The following is an 18,116-nucleotide window of genomic DNA, read 5'->3' on the forward strand; positions in this document are numbered from 1 at the left end:
TGCATTTAATTTAACATAATGAAAGCCTGAGGTTTTTTTGCCTTGTTTTATACAATTAATGCAATGCGGCGGTAAATGGGATACCTTCGCAGATCTCGGCTTCTGCAATCAGTATTTCTTCCAAGCGTGCGTCGATAACAGCTTTGTCAAAGTACTCGTAGCCCAGCTCGACAAACAGGTTTTTGTGTTTTTCTTCCGACCTGGCAATAGTCACGTAAAAGTCTTTTTCTTTGCCTTTTGGTAAGGCTTCCGCAACCAACGAAAAGCGCTCATGGCCTCGCGCTTCAATCACAGCTGCTACCAACAAGCGATCAATTAAAAATTCATCTGAGCCCTGACGAAATAGCGCACGCATTTTTTTAATATAGGGATCGGCTTTGTCATTGCCCAAAGTCACCTGGCGATCAGTCAGTAATTTAAGCACTTGCTTGAAGTGGATCATCTCTTCAATAGCGAGATCTGCCATCGCTTTAACGAGTTTGATTCGATCTGGGTAGTGGCTCAACATTGACATAGCCATGCCGGAGGCTTTTTTCTCTGCGGCAGCATGATCCTGCAAAAAGGTATCAAACTCTGCCATGACTTTATGTGTCCATTCGAAGGGGGTGTGAAATTTTAGCTCAAACATCGGTAATTTATTCTGTTGTCATTTTGCTGAGTATTTTACCTAAGTACGATGCTAATATCCAAAATTGCTGTGTAAACCCTATTCTTGTGTTTACTTAGTGCCAGCATGGTTAGTATCGGACATTTTATTCATACAGAACTAAGATGAGCTATAAAGAAGGCTGTCTTTGTCTGCTTTTCCGTATCTGGTAGATTCTACTTTCAGTGGATGATCAATTTGCTTCCACGCTGTCACTTTTCCTCCCTGATTAAGGTTTGGCATGGAACTCACCAAATCAGTTTGAATACCAAGAAAACCAGTCAGTGTTTGCAAGCTACCGGGTTTCGCTACGTCTAACATCAGGTATGTGTGCTGCTTGCGTTCTAAAAAGCTAAGGCAATCATTGCGATGCTTTAGGTAGATATCTATCAGGTATTGATCGCTTGCGATATTATCTGCGCTTAAGTGTTCAAAGGTATCAAAGTAACAACGTTTTAATGTGTCATTGAATCCACCCTGTTGAGTTTCCAGCCTTGGCAACATGCGGGTTAGTAAGCACCGTATTGAGGGAACCCAGCTTGACATGGCTCTGTCCAGATAGACAAAGCGGCTGTTTGGGTACAACTCTGACAGAGTTTCGTAGTCATTGAAAACAGGGGTATCAGCGATGACCTGAGCTTGTAAAAATGTTTCTCGGGTATAAGCTGTATGTGCCGTTTTAAAACCTAGTTCTAAAAAAGCAGCACATACACTGGTAGTACCGGTTCTTGGTAATCCGGTAATAAAAATCTTTTCCATTAAACAAAATAACAATAAATATTAATAATCGACAGTGCCAGCAGTGATAAAAAGCTAAATGCCATACCCAAAACGCGTAGCTTTAAATTGGCCTTGTTCAGCGCAAATGAGTGCAAAATCCGACCTGTCAGGTAGGTGCTGCCCGTGATATATAACCAAATTGCCTGTCCGCCTTGAAATTCCAAAGCAAATAGAAGGATTAACAGTAATGGCGTGTATTCCATGAAGTTGCCATGGGCGCGGATCGCTCTTTCTAAGGCGGGGTTTCCACCATCACCAAGCGCAACTTTATGTTTGTGACGTAAACCTATGATATCAAAACTGAGTTTGATATAAAAAAGAGTAAATATGGCAGCAAAAAATCCTGTTATCATGACGCAGACCTACTTGTAAGTATTATAAGTAGGTCCAGTATAGAGAGTTTACTCGATAAAATATACCGCATACACTTCAGCAGTGAGTGTTGTGTCTCCAGTGTTATAAGCCTGACTGACATCCATGGACTCTGCCGCCATCATCTTGCCGCGAGCATAAGGCTGAACAGGCACGTTCATGGGTGAAAACGACACGGAATATAATCGACCAAGCTCAACGTCAAAGTCATCAGCAAGCTCTCTGGCAGCCGCCTTAGCTTCCTCAATGGCTGATTTTTTAAGCTTTTTCATGTACTCGGCTTTGTCTTCAACGACAAATTCAGTGTTATTAAATTGATTAATGCCACTGTCTACAAAGGCCTGTAGCAGATTTGGGTATTCTGCAAGGTCTTTTAGTTTGACGGTAAGACTACGGCTGACTCTGAAGCCGTCGAACTCTTCTTCGTTGTTGGCACGATTGTAACGGGTCTGGCGATGCACATTAAGCTGATCCGCATGGATATCATTGGTTTTTATATCGAAATCTCTGGCTATCTGAATCGCTTTGGCCATGATTTGATCAACATTAGCTTTTGCATCTGGTAATGACTTGTGCTTTTCAGTTATCGCGACACGAATAATGGCTGCGTCAGGCTGTACTTCCAAAGAAGACATTCCTTTGACATACAGGTGTGGACCTTCGGGCAAACTACCTGCTTGTGCGCTGGTACTGATCGCAAAAATTGCGGCGGCTAAAAGTGAGCGCATGAACGCCTCCTTACTTTAATCAAATGGGATAACGTGGTGTTGAAATTATAAAACCACAACAGGTGCGCCAATTAAAGCACAAGTTTGTTAATCAATGCTGAATGTTATACGCTTTGTGTAAAGAGCGAAGAATAAAGGGTTCCTCTTGCTCAAAGAACAACCCTGTGTGGGCGGTGAGTATCGCTTGCTGTAAATCAGGCCTTTCAAGTGCTGACTGTAATAGCTCGATTGCTCTCTTTCCTTCGTTTGATTTCGCACACGTTATGTAGCCAAAAATAGTCAACCCAGCCTCTTCAATAGCATGGAAACTATAACTGTTGAGTGCCTGTGCTGAAGGATGTTCAGTAATAAAAACCGAGCTGTACTCAATTATCCCGTCCAGCTTGCCCTGGCTCAGCATCGTCCTGAGCCGATAAGCACTTTGATTACCTTGTGCTACCCAAAAAGCAGATTGGTTTGCTGCGATAAAATTGTCAATTTCCAGGCCATAAGAACGGCCCTCCGATACTCCAATATTCAGGCCCATTCTGACAACGGTGCCCAGAGAAATGGTATCGGGAATATTAGGTTGATCTTTGAGTATTAAACGATTGGCAGGAAATGACATCAAGGGATAAGGCGTAAATAAAGCCATAGCTTCTCGCTCGGGCGTCTTAACCTTATTGTACAAGCACGCTCTTGGATTACGAACGAGTTCTCGCCACTCTCTTTTGCGACTGGCAGGCATAAAGGCAAGAACTAACTTTCCCTGAAGAGTGTGCTCTAATTTAAGGAGTAGCTGGGTCGCTAGATCGGTGGGGGCTTTATTTGAACCTGGAGAGTAGTCTGAAATAATATCTACGTAGATAGGTTCACTTCTTACAAAAAAAGAAGCGAGCAACAAAACAGCTACGATAGTACAGCGCATTCAGTTCACCTAATTTGAACATCTAAGCAAAGCCGGTTTTGCTGGGTTCCTGATTACAAGCAAAAGGAAGCCGGATCTGCACAGACTTTCTATCAGTGCTCCATGCAAAACCCAACGCTGAACGAGCAGCGCTGATACTAGTGTGGCTCAAAAAGAAAGAATGTGCCATGATGGTTTTATCTTTGTTGCTGACTGCACAGGCACGAAGAACGATTTTGCAAGTGACATTCATCACCGATGGAGAACCTGTTCACAATCACTATTGGGGCTGAGTCATAGAAAAAAGGCGCGAATCAGATCGTCGCGCCTCAATTTAATCACACACTACAACGTTTGTAGTTGCGGTACTCTGGTAACCAATAATTTTTCTCAATGGCTGCCCAGATCAGGTCTTCCGGCATTTCCAGCGCAACGCCCTCTTCCATCGCTTTCTTGGCCACAGCAAATGCGATCCGTTTGCTCAAAGGTTCAATTTCAACCAACGAAGGAAGCAGACTGCCTTTACCTGTATTAGCCCAGGGTGAAGACTCTGCAAGCGTTTCACTGGCAATCATCAGCATAGACTCTGTGATGCGTGAGGCCTTAGCAGCCAATACACCCAGTCCAATGCCCGGGAAAATGTAGCTGTTGTTACATTGCGGAATCGTAAAGGTTTGGCCATTAAACTCGACAGGTTCAAACGGACTACCTGTTGCGACGATTGCCTGACCTTCTGTCCACTCAATCACATCTTTTGGATGTGCTTCAACCTGACGCGATGGGTTGCTCAGTGGGAAGATAATTGGACGTTCACAACCGGCATGCATCGCTTTAATAACCTGCTCAGTGAATAAGCCAGGCTGACCGGATACGCCAATCAGGATATCTGGTTGAGCGCAATGCATCACATCAAGTAAAGAAGCAAATTCACCACTGAAGTTCCAGGTTTCAAGCGCCGATTTCGATTGAACCAATGCCGCCTGGAAATCGCGTAATCCTTCCATACCCTCAGTCAGAAGGCCATAACGATCGACCATGAATATCTGGCTACGAGCTTGTTCGTCAGAAATCCCCTCGGATACCATTTGTGCAATGATTTGCTCTGCAATGCCGCACCCGGCAGAACCTGCTCCAACAAAGACAACCTTTTGCTCAGATAGGTTTGTACCTTTTACGCGGCATGCCGCCAACAAAGAGCCAACGGTAACGGAGGCTGTACCTTGTATATCGTCGTTGAAACAGCAAATTTCATCACGATAGCGACCCAACAAAGGCATTGCATTGGGTTGAGCAAAGTCTTCAAACTGGAGTAAAACGTTTGGCCAGCGACGCTTAACGGCTTTGATAAATAGATCCAAGAACTCGTCGTATTCGTCCTGAGAGATACGCTTATGGCGTGCGCCCATATACATGGGGTCATTCAGTAATTTATCGTTGTTCGTGCCTACATCGAGCATTACAGGTAGCGTGTATGCTGGGCTGATCCCGCCACATACTGTGTATAATGCTAGCTTACCAATTGGGATACCCATTCCACCGATCCCCTGGTCACCCAGACCCAGAATACGCTCACCGTCTGTCACCACGATAACCTTAACCTTATTTTTGGTCGCGTTGCGCAGAATATCGTCAATTTGGTGGCGTTCTTCATAAGAGATGAATAGACCACGTGAGCTGCGGTAAATGTCGGAAAATTTTTCGCATGCATCACCTACCGTTGGCGTGTAAATGATAGGCATCATTTCTTCCAGGTGATCACGTACAAGTCGATAATACAGGGTTTCGTTGTTATCCTGTATGGCACGTAAATAAATATGCTTGTTAAGGTTGTCGCTGAAACTTGAGAACTGCTGATAACAGCGTTCGACCTGCTCTTCTATTGTTTCAAAACGTGGAGGAACGAGGCCTGTCAGGTTAAAGTTTTCTCGTTCGCGCTGACTAAATGCACTGCCCTTATTTAATAGCGGAGTTTCTAAAAGCGTTGGGCCAGAGTATGGAATGTAGAGATAATTGGGATCGGATTGTTTAGTCATATTTACAAGCTGTGACTCGTTAAATTAAGTACAAGGAATTATTATTGCGCAAATGCATTAAAATTCAATGAATTTTAAGCATGTCAGACCAATAAAAAACGGCTCTGTTCAGACATGGTCAATGCGTAAACAGAGCCGTACATTATACGATAAATCAATCTTAAGCGCCAAACTTACTCGCTGGATTCTCCCATTGCCGCGCCTTCCCTACGTGGATCAGCCCCCCCTAATAACAGATCCTCTGTCACTGCGATGGCGTGAATGCCAGAATTAAGGTCTCGGACTCTGACAGTATGTCCCTTTGCTTCCAAAAGTGGCTTTAACTTGGCCACCTCGGTACCTTTTTCAAGTGTGGTGTATTGGTTGCGGTTTGTCACCCTTGGCAGGTCAATCGCTTGCTGCGGTGACATGCCCCAATCCAGTACGCCAATCACTGTTTGTGCCACATAATTGATGATGCGACTGCCACCTGGTGAACCAACTACAAGTTTTAATGACCCATCTTTGTTGAATACCATGACAGGCGACATCGAGCTACGTGGACGCTTATTGGCTTCTACTCTGTTTGCGACCCAAAGATCTCCAATTTTTGGAGACAACGCGAAGTCCGTAAGTTGATTGTTTAACAGGTACCCGTTGACCATGACGGTTGAGCCAAAGGCCATTTCAATAGAAGACGTCATAGAAACCGCATTGCCCTGTGCATCCACTATCGACAAGTGTGTGGTTGATGGTAACTCGTAACTGTTGTCCTGTGCGTAAGCCAGCTTGCCCATACTAGGATCACCAATTGGAACATCTTTATTGTCTTTATCTGTGATAAGCGCCGCTCTTTGCTTCAGGTAAGCGGGGTTCAGCAACCCCTGTGTTGGTACTTCTACAAAGTCAGGATCGGCAATATAATAGTTACGATCAGCAAAAGCCAATCGAGAGGCCTGAGTAAACAAATGAAGGGCTTCGGGGTCATTTGGTTTATATTGACTAAGCTTCTTACTCTCAAGCAGTTTCAGGATCTGCAAAACGGCAATCCCGCCACTGCTTGGTGGGGCCATTGAGCACACCCTGTAACTGTGGTAGGTGGTACAAATGGGGGCACGTTCTTTACTGTGGTAATTTTTAAGGTCAGATAATGACAGTACGCCTGGCGCAATCGCTGATTTTTGGACAGCGCGCACTATATCATCGGCATTTTTACCCTCGTAAAACCCTTTCAAACCAAACTCTGCAATTTCTCGGTATAGTCTTGCAAGCTCTGGGTTCTTTAACAAAGTACCCGCTTCCAGCGCTTTGCCTTGGGGATAGAAATATTCTTTGGCTGGAGATAATTTGGTCAACCCCGGGTTGAGCTCTTTTTCTAACAACATATGGAGTCGTGGAGAAACCAAAAAGCCCTTTTCAGCAAGCTCTATTGCAGGCTTAAACAGATGGCGCCACTTCAATTTTCCATACTTATCATGCGCTTGCTTCATTGCGTGTAACACACCGGGTGTGCCTACAGAGCGTCCTCCAACTACCGCTTCTATCCAACGTACGGGTTTACCTTCCTTATCCAAGAACAATGAGGGGGTTGCTGCTTTAGGTGCTGTTTCTCGACCATCGAACGTAGTCAGATATTCATTTTCTTTGTCGTAGTGAAGAATAAAGGCACCTCCCCCGATCCCCGAGGATTGGGGTTCAACAAGCGTTAGCACCAGTTGCGCTGCAATGGCGGCATCAATGGCACTGCCACCCTGTTGTAACATAAGCTGGCCGGCTTTGCTCGCATGCGCATTGGCTGCAACGACCATATACTTTTTGGCCGTCTTCTCTTTCTTTAACTGTAATCCGGTTGCAGCTTCGGGCTCTCTGACTTCTCTGGTGTTATTGTCTAGGGCTAAAGAAGTGATTGGTATGGCGGCGCCAAGCGCCAGTGCGGCAAGTGATAGGCGATATTTCATAGAGTCTGGAAATTCTTCTGATAGATGATTGGCATCATAAAAGTAAACAGGCACAATATGCAAAAAAATTCTAAGAAATATTATGTTTGATCTCCCTTTAGCGCCTCGTTACCTTCTTCCCCCGCTCGTTTTAATGTTCTTGTGTACTTTACTGATGATCCCATCAGTCAGGGAAATACTGGTTTTTAACCGAGATCTGATTGACCAGGGCGAGCTATGGCGGATCTGGACCAGTCAGTATGTTCATACCAACTGGATGCATTGGTTACTTAACATAGTTGGCATTGTGTTTATCTGGGTGCTCCATGCAGAGTACCGCACTCCTAAAGTTTATGCACTTCACCTACTGATACTTGGATTATGGACCGGAGTCGGGATCTGGATATTTTGCCCGGATATTCGTATTTACACGGGACTAAGTGGCCTGCTACACGGCGTTATAGTCTGGGGAGCTGTAAAGGATATAAAAGTGGGAGAAAGAACCGGTACCCTGTTATTTCTCGGTATTGCTGGCAAGCTGGTGTGGGAGCAATACGCTGGCCCCAGTGAAGATGTGGGTCAACTTATTTCGTCTCGTGTTGCCATTGAGTCACATTTAATTGGTGCCCTCGGTGGGCTGGTACTGGCGATACCTCTGTTGTGGCAGAAAAAGTGAACTGTTAACAGCGCAGATCTTCTGATCTGCGCTGTACTTTATTTACAGGTTTTCCTTAAACAATTTGTAGATACGACGGTATTCATCTAACCAGCTGGAAGGCTGAACGAACCCGTGTGGCTCGACAGGATAAATGGCCGTTTCGAAGTTCTCTTTCTCAAGTTCAATCAATCTCTGTACCAGACGCACAACGTCCTGGAAAAAGACATTGTCATCAATCATAGGAGCATTGATCAACATAGGTTTATTTAATCCCTCTGCAAAGTAAATTGGTGAGCTACGACGATACGCAATGGGATCATCCGCTGGACGGTTCAGAATATTCGAGGTATAGGGGTCGTTATAATAGGCCCAGTCAGTAACAGGTCTAAGCGCAGCACCCGCCTGGAAGAGCTCTGGCTGAGTAAATAAGGCCATGAAAGTCATAAACCCACCATAAGAGCCACCATAGGTACCAACAGAGTTTTTGTCTACGTTGACGTTTTCGACCATCCAGTTAACGCCATCAGCCAAATCTTCTATCTCTGGTTTACCCATATGGCGGTAAATAGCTGTACGCCAGTCTCGACCGTACCCTTTTGAGGCTCGGTAGTCCATATCCATCACGACGTAGCCTTCGCTGGCAAGCAAAGAGTGGAACATAAATTCACGAAAATACACAGACCAGCCCATATGTGAATTTTGTAGGTAGCCGGCGCCATGGTTAAAGATCACGGCTTTGCGTGTTTTTCCCTGCTCCCCTTCCTGATAGTCAGCTGGATAGTATACCTTGGCATAAATCGGTTGCTCGGTATTGCTCGATGGAACAGCCACCACTTTTGGTGCTATCAGTTTTTTATTCAGAAATTCCTGAGACACAGTATGGGTGATTTGTTTTGGCGTGCTGCCTGGTTTAGCATCAGCGATAAATAATTCAGGCGGCATGACAATTTTTGAATGCGTCAGTAGCAGTTTGCTTTCATCAGGGCTCAACACATAATCTGTCATACCATCAAGGTTTGTCAGCGTTTCAACTTCACCTGATTGCATCGCAACTCGGTAAATTTCATAGATACCAGGGTGCTTGATGTTTGCCTTAAAGTAGATGGACTTGTTATCTTTTGTAGGCGTAAGCTCTGATACCTCATATTTTCCTGAAGTCAGTTGCTTCGCCTCGCCGTTCAGCGCTTTGGTATACAAATGACTGTAGCCTGACTCCTCAGACAGGTAATACAGAGTATCTTGATTATTAAGCCAGCCAAAATCATTGTGCGTGTAGTTTACCCAGGCTTCATCGTGCAAACGATGCTGAGAAACCAGTTTGTTGCTATTAAAGTTAACAGTCGCAATCCAGCGGTCTTTATTGTCCCATGACTCTAGCATGACAGCTACCTCAGAGCCTTGTGTATTCCATTGAATTGCCGACTGATCCCACGCCCAGTCAAGCATCAGCGTAATATGACGAGGGGATTTCTTGCTGGTATACGTTTGACCAAGTGCCAGCGCATTCTCTTTCCTGACTTGTGCCAATACATCTTCATCGAAACCTGGCAATGTGTCATAAGGCAGCATGCTTTGCTGCTTGCTATTGAGATCTATATAAACAAGGCTGTGCTTGACAGGTTTGTTATCCGCTACGCGGCTGCGTGCTTTAACCGGGTCAATATTACCATCCTGTGACACATAGTTAGGCATGATGTCCTGTTCACTACGCTCAGGAACGTCTTCGGTAAGTGCGACGAGCAATTTATCCCCTGCCGGAGATAAACTGGCTTCAACAATACGCTGGCCTTTACCCAGGTAAAACTGGTTGTTGTCGAGGGTTGCGTTTTGCCCGACTAGCGCTTCTTGGCGGCTCTGTGCGTCTTTTGCATTTTTATGTTGCAAGGCCACATAGTTAATTAATTTGTGCTGTTCCTGAGCGATATAAGTTTTTGGCTCAGCAACGCCTTCAGGAGCGTCGCTAAGCACCAGCTTAGCCAACTCGGTCGTGAGTCCTGACTCCAAATCAATTTCATAAAAGGTATTACCCGCTAAGTAGGCTAGATTGCCGGATGTCAGAAATTGCAATTGCTTTGCCGTTTGACTGGAGCGTGTTAACTGATGAACCGAATTGGAAGCGACGTCTTTGACAAACACATTGCCCGCAAAGGTATAGGCTTGTCGTTTGCCATCTTGTGAATATACCGCGTTTACAGCACCAATTTGATGCTTGTCAGATAACGCGATTTGTCTAAGCCCGTGCTGACCATATTTGAAAGTATCTCTTAGCTCACTATCCGCTTGTTTTTGTTGAAACAAAACGGATTGACTATCAGCACTCCAAAACTCTTTCTCAGGTTTTCGACCTAGCCAGTCAGGATGCGCCATAGCCTGCTCTAGCGTAATCGATTCAGACCCTGTTACCGCTTTGGTCGTAATCACCTTTGCGGGTTGGGTTTCGTATGAGGTCGATTTGTTTTGACTTGATTGGGTGACCTGACATCCGGCGAGGAACAGCGCCGATGCCACGGCAAGAGAAGTAAGAGATTGTTTCATTATATGAATTGTCTAAGGTTGTTATTGTGGGCTAATTTAAGCAGAAGAATACGGATAATTCGAACAATTTAAGATAAACGACCTAATAGAACGATTATTGCAAAAAAAAGGCCAGTAAAGATACTGGCCAAATACTCTCTGCGCTCACATAGTCGTTGATGGACAACGAGTATGAAATGAGGCCTATCCACGCCTCATAAAAGTAGACCCGACGCTTGCGCAATAAGTTCCAAAAAAATTCATTTTTTTTATTTTTTTTGTAATGCATTGATCTCTATATAGAGAGCCCGTTAGGCTTACTTACCTTATAACGAGATCAAACCATCCAGGATCAGTAGTAGCATCACACCGCTGACGATAAACCACAATAAAGAAGCCATCGCAAAGGGTCGCCAGCCACTTTGGCGTAACATTGTCATTGAGACACCACTGCCTATTAAAAACAAGCTCGCTACCAAAACTGACTTTGCGCCGCTGTAAAGTACAGTCCACACAGGCTGGTAGTCAGGTAACCAGGTATTTATCATAGCCGCCGCAATAAACCCAACAATGAATAAAGGGATACTGGCCTTTTCGGAAGAACGCCAAAATACGCCGGCAATGGCAGCATAAGGAACAATCCACATTGCCCGGGTCAGCTTAATCGTTGTAGCCATTGTGAGTGCAACCGGGCCGTAAACTGCGGCGGCAGCCACTACACTGCTGGTATCATGAATCGCCAGCGCACTCCATAATGCGAATTGACTTTCTGTCAGAGAAAAGTAGTGCCCAAGCCAGGGGAAGATAAGTAAACCAAGTGCGTTTAGGGCGAAAATTACACTTAACGAAATGGCGATTTCTTCTTGTTTTGCTTTGATCACAGGCGCCATAGCGGCAATAGCGCTACCACCACAGATAGCCGTGCCAAATGAGATGAGTGTACCCGTATTACGGTTTAGCCGGAATACCTGGCTCAGTATTTCACCCAAGCCAATCGTCGCTGTAATACTGATAATAGTTAATACCACAGAACTGCGACCTACACTCAACACCTCCTCAATATTAACGTTAAACCCCAAACCAATAACAGCCAACTTTAATAACCATTTTGAGCCAGAGTTGGATAAATCAGGACAAGGGTTGCCCAGTAACAGCGCAAACCCAAGGCCAATGAACAGTGCTAAAGAGGCACTTGCAAAAGGGGATAACGCAAACAAGAAAGCAAACAGAAATAAGGTTCGGTGTAAACCAGGTCGTTCTAATAACATGTTATTGCTCCCCTGCAGTCATCAGGCAAAAAAACGCCGGGTAAACCCGGCGTGATGATAGCCCTAATTGAGGATCAGGGCATGACTTGTCTGAGCAATGCCGGGATAATCAGCTTCGGGGAGTAACTCAGCAAGCTCTGCCAGCCGCTCGCCCAATTCGTGCAGACTATTGGCAGAGACGTTAATGTGTCCCATCTTTCTGCCAGGCTTTGCGGTTTTACCATACCAGTGACTGGTAACGCCAGTTACGCTTAACACTTCTGTCGGTATACCATCCTGACCTAGCACGTTAATCATGGCAGTTGGTCTTAGCAAGCTAGTATCACCCGTGGGTAAGCCGGTCACTGCGCGCATATGGTTTTCAAACTGACTGACGTGGCTGCCTTGCTGAGTCCAGTGGCCAGAATTGTGCACACGCGGCGCAATTTCGTTAACCAGCAAAGTGCCGTTGACATCAAAAAACTCTATCGCCAACACGCCAACATAATTGAGCTCATCGGCTATGGCCGAAAAAGCGCTTTCTGCCTGTGACTGGATTGCAGATTTTTCTTTGCCTGCAACAGATAACGTCAGTACGCCGTTGGTATGCTGATTCTCTGTCAAAGGGTAAATACGGCATTGACCATTGTGGTCCCTGACACCAATTATCGATACTTCGCGGTCAAATGGGATCATTTTCTCGGCAATAATCGCATGTGGTGCGGTGTCAGTTCCTGCATCAAGAAACTCAGACATTTCTTGCCAAATCGCTTCTACTTCGTCATCGTGCTTGACACGCCATTGACCCTTACCGTCATATCCTGCCTGACAGGTTTTAACGACAAGTGGTTTGCCTAGTTTTTCGATAGACGCCAGGAAATGGGCTTTTTCAGTGATCAATGCATAGGGAGCACAGGCCACTTTCGCTTTTTCCAATAGTGCCTTTTCTTTGGCACGATCTCCGCCTGTCAGTATGGCTTCAGCACCGGGGTAAAACCTACCTGTTTTTTGGCATACTGACAGTATATCTGCAGGGATATGTTCAAACTCTGCAGTAATAGCGTCTACATCTGCAATGGCTTGCTCCAGAGTGGCACTATGTGCTTCGAATGTTACTGGATTTATGACTTGCTGGGTCGCCACGTCGTAGGCTGAAACCTGAATATCTAAGTGCGTCGCAGACAAGCTCATCATACGAGCTAACTGGCCTGCGCCTAATACTAATACTTTCATTACTACTCTGCTGGGTTAGGGTTTGCCAGAACGGTGTCGGTTTGTGCCTTACGGAACGCTTCTACTTTCTCGAAGATTTCTGGCTGCTGACAGCCGAGAATTTGTGCAGCAAGCAAACCAGCATTGGCCGCCCCTGCATCACCAATAGCAAGAGTACCTACGGCAACCCCTTTAGGCATCTGACAGATAGACAATAAAGAATCTACGCCATTGAGAGTTTTGGATTTAACAGGCACACCTAATACCGGCAGACTGGTAAATGCTGCGGCCATACCTGGCAAATGGGCTGCACCGCCAGCACCGGCAATAATGACCTTAATGCCACGTTCTGCCGCTGAGGAAGCATATTCTGCCAACAAATGAGGAGTACGGTGTGCCGAAACAACTTTGGTCTCGTAATCAATACCGAATTTATCCAACATTTCCGCTGCATGTTGCATTGTAGGCCAATCGGACTTAGAGCCCATGATGATGCCAACCGTCATAATTATTCCTCAGTTAAAATTGAACGATTTAGGCGCATATTTTTGGGGTGTGCGCCAACTTCAGGCATATTATACCCAAGTGGCGCTTCAAAGCGAATCGACATTTCCATGCAACTGCGTTTTCAGTCTGGCTGGAAGCTTTCCTCTTTTGCCGCTTCAGTACTACTTTTGGCGTTACGCCAGTGATAAAAAAAAGCCTCGGGTCCTAAAATAAAAAAGAGTATAGCCAACCCGCCGGGAACGAGTGCCACTTTGAGTGCTGGGCCCAAGATATAGCTGTAGAACACAATGAATGGAATAAATAAGAGATAACCTATCAACCGCTGCAACATAAAACCTCCTTAATCAATAATTGAGCGCGCTCATATTTTTATTTGAGCATGCTCAATTGTCAATGATTATTCTGATTACAATGGGCGCTGACAATCTTTTTGTGTTCAACGCAACTTAGAATCGACGCGATATGCAGTGTGTGAAGGCGCCCTGATTTTGTGGTATAGTGACGAAAAGTTTTTAGCTTAGCACTGATGAAAAAAAGAGAAAAAACAAGGCAGTTGATACTAGACGAAAGTTGGCAGCTGTTTATTGCACAAGGCTACAAAGATACCTCAACCCGACAGATAGCGACTGCCGCAGGTGTTGCTACGGGAACTGTATTTAGTCACTTCCCTAACAAAATAGACATTTTAAAAACGGCCATGCACCAGCAAATCGACAGCGTGATAACTTTGGCTCAACATACAGATCAGCATCATTCCGCAAGGCTTAAGCTCAGACACTACGCCAGTCATTTATTTGCTTTTTATTTGCAACACAGAGAATTTAGCAAGGCTTTGCTGGGAGATTTGCTTTGGCATCAGCCCCACTTTGCTACACAACTTGATGCATTCAAACAGCTGCTTTTTGCCGAACAGGAATACAATGAAACGAAAGCAACAGTGATGATGGATTGTTATTTCATGACCCTAATACAGGGGTTATCAGATCCCTCTTCTTGCGAAGAATCGATGCTGCGAGTTCTTACTAATAAGCTGACATTATTGTATTAAAACATAGGTACGATGTGTTCTTAACTGAGTCTTTAAAAGACAGAGTTAAGAACTCTGCCTTTTAAATGCTGGCCTTATCTTTCTACATTAAACTGAATGCCTAATCGACATTTCTGAGGTTATCGTAGAGTCTTTTAAATACCAGATACTACCAGGTTCATTTAGTAAGGCTCGCCGCGTAACCTGTTTAGACAGTAACCAAAAGAATACGCCAAACAACGCCAAGATCACCTCCACCATAAGCGCTTCAAGGCTATTAGGTTCCCAAAGTGCTGTGTCCGGAATAACTGTTGCTATGAATGACGTTACAGGCACGAATACACACAACAACGACAGGAGTTTAAGTCCGTAAATTGCCGTTCGTGCCGGGCCGTAAGCAAATGCAGATAGCACGACACTAAAAAAGCTCGCATAATAGAGGAACAGATAAGCCTGATTTATGTTCACGGACGTCAAAGTCAGCCATTTATTACAGGCAAATACAGCGGCAATGCCCGTTAGTGCTCCAAGGCTGACACCGACTGTAAGCGCCCCCATCACTTTATAACTCCGACTCTGCTGAATTCCTTTCTTACGCCTTTTCTCAAGCCACAAAATATTCCCAGAATAAAATAAACCAGCGCCGGCCAGCCCCATTAAAAAGTAAGCCCAGCGACCGAGATCCCCACCATAACTACCAAAATGCAGACTAAAAAAAGTAGATACGATTTTTGCCCATACATTTTGCTCCGGATGTGCCGCGCTGGAAGAGGCAATTTCGAACGTATAAGGGTTTATAAATACGTAGTCATTTAGCGCGCCTCGCATCAGCTGGTTTTCATTCACTACACCTACGCTGGCTGATGCGGCTGGTTTAGTCAGGTTTCCATACCTGATATACGAAACGGTGTAACCGGGCGCATGCGCTTCTACTTTCGCAACTAATTCAGAAACTCCTGGCAAATCCGCTAACTTCCGCTCAATTTTTGAAGGTTCAGTTCCTGGGAACAAAGGCTTATCACCATAAAGTTTCGACAAGCCGCCATAAAACACGTCATGATACGCAAAAACGGTCACGGTAACAGCAATCACAATGTGAAACGGTAAACTCGCAATACCAAGCAAATTATGACCATCCAGCCAAAAACGCTTTCTTTCTCCGTCCCGACGCAGCGCTTGAAAACGCTTAACCAGGGTTGGGAGCAGAAATATCACACCAGAAACTAACGCGATAAAATATGCAAATGCAGCAATACCGAGTACAAAAATCCCAGCCTGATGATGATCAATTTCTCCAATAATGCCCGCGGTGCGATGCAACATATCCAGCATAGCCGAAAGCGTATTTACAGGCACCAGTTGGGTAACCAACTCACCGTCACTATTCAATGTACCGTGCCACTTAACCTCATCCAGGGCAAGCCCTCTCCCATTTCCCTGCTCGTACCAACTTACAGGCGATAACGATTTATCAAAATGCAGGGTTACGCTGTCAGCGGCTTTTGGATACACCTGTAGCACTTTTTGCAGCAATTCATCATAGCGCTCGGCAGCTATTGCAGGCATATGTTTTTCTGGAGAAGTCGCCCACCGGTCGATCTCCGGGGCAAACATCACCAATGCACCGGCAAAGAAACCGATAAACAACAGCAAGCTGGTTGTTATGCCAGTCCAGGTATGTAGTGTTTGATAGGTGCGCAGAATGTCCGCTCTCACTTTCATAACGCACTCCTTAAAATCGTTTGCATCGCGAAACATACCGCACTGGCCAATAACAAATAACGCCAGGCTTGCTTTCCCGTTTTAAACAAAAAAGTCATGCTAAGTATCAGTAGCCAGATAGGCGCAATGATCCACATGTTGAACTGAGTTTTCCATAATAGCTCAGAGCTTGTGAGCGTCCCCTTGAGGCCATCCGGACCAAACCATACTATCAGGCCAACAAACGCAAAACTCAGCAGTCCCCCGGCTATAACGCCAGCCAGAGACTTGCTCACCCAATGTGGCTGAATGTGTGTGCTACTCTTCATAGCTTTCCCTTGTTGTGACTCGTGAATAGTGCAACAAAAGGAGGAATAATTAACCCTAACATGACCACAACAAAGCTCTGAAAAATAACTGAGGGTCCATTCATTTGCGAAAAAATAAAGCCATATGCACAAAGCAGTATCAGGTAAGATACTGCCCGAAACCCGCGGCTTAGTTTTTTAGGTAGTAGCTGTTGGTTTTTATTGCTTAGGTAAAATAACAAGGTACCTGCAATCAAGAGCAGTACCTGAAATGAATTGAGCACTATCCCTCCCTGTATTTGTATGGGCAATAACCTGTATATTATACACAAACAGCATTGATAATCACTACCATTAGCTTTATTGAAACAAACTATCCACTATGCTCTGCTTTTTGGTTTTTATATAGCGCGTAAGTACGTATCAGGTGATAACCACGGCCAAACATAACCAAACCAATCGCACCAGTTAATACCGGGAACAGCAAGAATGTCCATCCCTGACCGGTAAGCATAATAAACAATGGGTTTGCGCCAGCCGGCGGATGCACCGTTTTTGTATACATCATGAGCATAACAGCCAACCCTGTTGCCGCGCCCAACGAGAACGCATTTACAGGGACGATTTCAACAAAAGTGACTCCCACCAGTGCCGTAATACAATGGCCTGCTATCACATTGCGTGCTTGTGCGAGCGGACTATCAGGTAAGACAAATATCAGCACGCAAGACGCCCCAAAAGCAGCCATTAAAAGCCAATGTTCCTGCTCATGCTCGCCAATAAGAGCCAAAGCCGTAATTGCCAGCGTAGAGCCTAAACCTGCAGAAAAATAAACAGTCCAGTTTGACACACCACCTCCTCAGGTAGACAGGTTGTTCTACCAAACATCGTAGACAACTTTGTCTACTCATGTCAAGATAAGTGCAAGTATTAGGAGACGGATATGTCAGATAAACGAGAGTTGTTGCTAAGCAAGGCGTTAGAACTGTTCTATCAAAAAGGGATCTGTGGCGTTGGAATAAACGAGATCATCTCACACAGTGGGGTTGCGAAGAAAACCCTCTATCATCATTTTAGCTCCAAAGACGACCTGGTGCTTGCCGCATTGTCACTTCGGCATCAACAATATTTGCAGTGGCTAAGAAGCAAATTGTTGGGCGCTGAAAGTAATGCAGCACTCATCGAGTTACTGTTTCATGCATTAAGTGACTGGTTTCACGATCATGCACCTGAGCTTGGTCCATTCAGGGGGTGCTTTTTCATTAATACCGCCAGTGAATCAGCGTCACTGAACGCACAAATCATGGATAGCTGTGCCAGACATAAAACAGCTGTGAGGCACCTGATCACACAAAGTTTACCGCAGCCAGATGACAGACTGGTTGATACCTTGTGTTTACTCAAAGAAGGTGCCACGGTGTCAGCCTTTGTTCAAGGAGACAAACAGGCAGCTTTGCGTTGTATCGATATTGCACTGGCGTACGACGCTCAGTCAGCATTTGGTGTGTAATCTGGTGAAATTTAACCATTATTCCCAGTGCACTATAATGCCTTTATCATTACTTACTGCATGCTTTGGTC

General features: G+C 45.1%; 18 protein-coding genes. 3 read left to right on the forward strand and 15 right to left on the reverse strand.

Annotated elements, in window-relative coordinates; translation table 11 throughout:
- Positions 1 to 55: 55 nt before the first annotated feature.
- The 7 genes from NH568_RS05075 to ggt all read right to left on the reverse strand — a co-directional run bounded on the left by NH568_RS05075 (position 56) and on the right by ggt (position 7,382).
- Positions 56 to 628, reverse strand: coding sequence for a tRNA-(ms[2]io[6]A)-hydroxylase (locus NH568_RS05075; protein WP_253045089.1), 573 nt, complete (start codon positions 626 to 628; stop codon positions 56 to 58).
- Positions 629 to 766: 138 nt separating this feature from the next.
- A complete protein-coding gene (locus NH568_RS05080; RefSeq protein WP_253045090.1) occupies positions 767 to 1,405 on the reverse strand; it encodes a sulfotransferase in 639 nt (212 codons plus the stop codon).
- Positions 1,405 to 1,779 carry an MAPEG family protein gene (locus tag NH568_RS05085; protein ID WP_253045091.1) on the reverse strand — a complete coding sequence of 125 codons (375 nt, stop codon included), beginning with the start codon at positions 1,777 to 1,779 and terminating at the stop codon, positions 1,405 to 1,407. Before NH568_RS05085 ends, NH568_RS05080 begins: the two co-directional genes overlap by 1 nt.
- Positions 1,780 to 1,827: 48 nt before the next feature.
- Positions 1,828 to 2,526 (reverse strand): SIMPL domain-containing protein, encoded by a 699-nt coding sequence (locus NH568_RS05090; protein ID WP_253045092.1) that lies wholly within the window; start codon positions 2,524 to 2,526, stop codon positions 1,828 to 1,830.
- A 91-nt stretch (positions 2,527 to 2,617) separates the two neighbouring features.
- Positions 2,618 to 3,433, reverse strand: a complete 816-nt coding sequence (locus NH568_RS05095) for an ABC transporter substrate-binding protein (RefSeq protein ID WP_253045093.1) — start codon at positions 3,431 to 3,433, stop codon at positions 2,618 to 2,620.
- 317 nt (positions 3,434 to 3,750) lie between these two features.
- Positions 3,751 to 5,445, reverse strand: coding sequence for an NAD-dependent malic enzyme (locus tag NH568_RS05100; RefSeq protein ID WP_253045095.1), 1,695 nt, complete (start codon positions 5,443 to 5,445; stop codon positions 3,751 to 3,753).
- A gap of 173 nt (positions 5,446 to 5,618) precedes the next feature.
- Positions 5,619 to 7,382 carry a gamma-glutamyltransferase gene (gene ggt / locus NH568_RS05105; RefSeq protein WP_253045098.1) on the reverse strand — a complete coding sequence of 588 codons (1,764 nt, stop codon included), beginning with the start codon at positions 7,380 to 7,382 and terminating at the stop codon, positions 5,619 to 5,621.
- A gap of 82 nt (positions 7,383 to 7,464) precedes the next feature.
- On the opposite strand from ggt, the gene rrtA reads away from it, so the two are divergent.
- Positions 7,465 to 8,037, forward strand: coding sequence for a rhombosortase (rrtA, locus tag NH568_RS05110; RefSeq protein WP_253045100.1), 573 nt, complete (start codon positions 7,465 to 7,467; stop codon positions 8,035 to 8,037).
- A gap of 42 nt (positions 8,038 to 8,079) precedes the next feature.
- Here the strand turns inward: rrtA and NH568_RS05115 are convergent, their stop codons facing one another.
- From NH568_RS05115 to NH568_RS05135, 5 genes are all read right to left on the reverse strand, one after another.
- On the reverse strand, positions 8,080 to 10,554 hold the full coding sequence (locus NH568_RS05115) for a prolyl oligopeptidase family serine peptidase (protein WP_253045103.1): 2,475 nt from the start codon (positions 10,552 to 10,554) through the stop codon (positions 8,080 to 8,082).
- Positions 10,555 to 10,859: 305 nt separating this feature from the next.
- The gene (locus NH568_RS05120; RefSeq protein ID WP_253045106.1) at positions 10,860 to 11,801 is read right to left on the reverse strand and encodes a putative sulfate exporter family transporter; all 942 of its coding nucleotides are present in this window, start codon (positions 11,799 to 11,801) and stop codon (positions 10,860 to 10,862) included.
- Positions 11,802 to 11,864: 63 nt separating this feature from the next.
- Positions 11,865 to 13,013: a 5-(carboxyamino)imidazole ribonucleotide synthase gene (locus NH568_RS05125; protein ID WP_253045110.1), complete on the reverse strand. Its 1,149-nt coding sequence runs from the start codon at positions 13,011 to 13,013 to the stop codon at positions 11,865 to 11,867.
- Positions 13,014 to 13,015: 2 nt separating this feature from the next.
- Entirely contained in the window at positions 13,016 to 13,498 is a 483-nt protein-coding gene (purE, locus tag NH568_RS05130) for a 5-(carboxyamino)imidazole ribonucleotide mutase (RefSeq protein WP_138545515.1), read from the reverse strand.
- A gap of 122 nt (positions 13,499 to 13,620) precedes the next feature.
- Positions 13,621 to 13,830 (reverse strand): hypothetical protein, encoded by a 210-nt coding sequence (locus tag NH568_RS05135; protein ID WP_253045112.1) that lies wholly within the window; start codon positions 13,828 to 13,830, stop codon positions 13,621 to 13,623.
- 195 nt (positions 13,831 to 14,025) lie between these two features.
- On the opposite strand from NH568_RS05135, the gene NH568_RS05140 reads away from it, so the two are divergent.
- The gene (locus tag NH568_RS05140) at positions 14,026 to 14,547 is read left to right on the forward strand and encodes a TetR/AcrR family transcriptional regulator (protein WP_253045117.1); all 522 of its coding nucleotides are present in this window, start codon (positions 14,026 to 14,028) and stop codon (positions 14,545 to 14,547) included.
- Positions 14,548 to 14,634: 87 nt separating this feature from the next.
- On the opposite strand, the gene NH568_RS05145 is transcribed toward NH568_RS05140, so the two are convergent.
- From NH568_RS05145 to NH568_RS05155, 3 genes are all read right to left on the reverse strand, one after another.
- Positions 14,635 to 16,284, reverse strand: coding sequence for a PepSY-associated TM helix domain-containing protein (locus tag NH568_RS05145; protein WP_253045120.1), 1,650 nt, complete (start codon positions 16,282 to 16,284; stop codon positions 14,635 to 14,637).
- Complete coding sequence (locus tag NH568_RS05150; protein ID WP_253045123.1) at positions 16,245 to 16,556, reverse strand: hypothetical protein; 312 nt, start codon at positions 16,554 to 16,556, stop codon at positions 16,245 to 16,247. Before NH568_RS05150 ends, NH568_RS05145 begins: the two co-directional genes overlap by 40 nt.
- A 352-nt stretch (positions 16,557 to 16,908) precedes the next feature.
- On the reverse strand, positions 16,909 to 17,385 hold the full coding sequence (locus NH568_RS05155) for an HPP family protein (protein ID WP_253045127.1): 477 nt from the start codon (positions 17,383 to 17,385) through the stop codon (positions 16,909 to 16,911).
- Positions 17,386 to 17,478: 93 nt separating this feature from the next.
- On the opposite strand from NH568_RS05155, the gene NH568_RS05160 reads away from it, so the two are divergent.
- Complete coding sequence (locus NH568_RS05160; protein WP_253045129.1) at positions 17,479 to 18,045, forward strand: TetR/AcrR family transcriptional regulator; 567 nt, start codon at positions 17,479 to 17,481, stop codon at positions 18,043 to 18,045.
- The last annotated feature ends 71 nt before the right edge of the window (positions 18,046 to 18,116 follow it).

The sequence above is a fragment of the Pseudoalteromonas sp. XMcav2-N genome (assembly GCF_024124545.1).
Lineage (GTDB): Bacteria > Pseudomonadota > Gammaproteobacteria > Enterobacterales > Alteromonadaceae > Pseudoalteromonas.

Bases quoted from the DNA above. Each gene is read 5' to 3' on its own strand.
- NH568_RS05160 (WP_253045129.1), top strand. From the start codon at position 17,479: ATGTCAGATAAACGAGAGTTGTTGCTAAGCAAGGCGTTAGAACTGTTC.
- NH568_RS05080 (WP_253045090.1), bottom strand. From the start codon at position 1,405: ATGGAAAAGATTTTTATTACCGGATTACCAAGAACCGGTACTACCAGT.
- NH568_RS05145 (WP_253045120.1), bottom strand. From the start codon at position 16,284: ATGTTTCGCGATGCAAACGATTTTAAGGAGTGCGTTATGAAAGTGAGA.
- rrtA (WP_253045100.1), top strand. From the start codon at position 7,465: ATGTTTGATCTCCCTTTAGCGCCTCGTTACCTTCTTCCCCCGCTCGTT.
- NH568_RS05120 (WP_253045106.1), bottom strand. From the start codon at position 11,801: ATGTTATTAGAACGACCTGGTTTACACCGAACCTTATTTCTGTTTGCT.
- NH568_RS05125 (WP_253045110.1), bottom strand. From the start codon at position 13,013: ATGAAAGTATTAGTATTAGGCGCAGGCCAGTTAGCTCGTATGATGAGC.
- NH568_RS05095 (WP_253045093.1), bottom strand. From the start codon at position 3,433: ATGCGCTGTACTATCGTAGCTGTTTTGTTGCTCGCTTCTTTTTTTGTA.
- NH568_RS05085 (WP_253045091.1), bottom strand. From the start codon at position 1,779: ATGATAACAGGATTTTTTGCTGCCATATTTACTCTTTTTTATATCAAA.
- NH568_RS05150 (WP_253045123.1), bottom strand. From the start codon at position 16,556: ATGAAGAGTAGCACACACATTCAGCCACATTGGGTGAGCAAGTCTCTG.
- NH568_RS05100 (WP_253045095.1), bottom strand. From the start codon at position 5,445: ATGACTAAACAATCCGATCCCAATTATCTCTACATTCCATACTCTGGC.
- NH568_RS05090 (WP_253045092.1), bottom strand. From the start codon at position 2,526: ATGCGCTCACTTTTAGCCGCCGCAATTTTTGCGATCAGTACCAGCGCA.
- purE (WP_138545515.1), bottom strand. From the start codon at position 13,498: ATGACGGTTGGCATCATCATGGGCTCTAAGTCCGATTGGCCTACAATG.
- NH568_RS05075 (WP_253045089.1), bottom strand. From the start codon at position 628: ATGTTTGAGCTAAAATTTCACACCCCCTTCGAATGGACACATAAAGTC.
- NH568_RS05135 (WP_253045112.1), bottom strand. From the start codon at position 13,830: ATGTTGCAGCGGTTGATAGGTTATCTCTTATTTATTCCATTCATTGTG.
- NH568_RS05140 (WP_253045117.1), top strand. From the start codon at position 14,026: ATGAAAAAAAGAGAAAAAACAAGGCAGTTGATACTAGACGAAAGTTGG.
- ggt (WP_253045098.1), bottom strand. From the start codon at position 7,382: ATGAAATATCGCCTATCACTTGCCGCACTGGCGCTTGGCGCCGCCATA.
- NH568_RS05115 (WP_253045103.1), bottom strand. From the start codon at position 10,554: ATGAAACAATCTCTTACTTCTCTTGCCGTGGCATCGGCGCTGTTCCTC.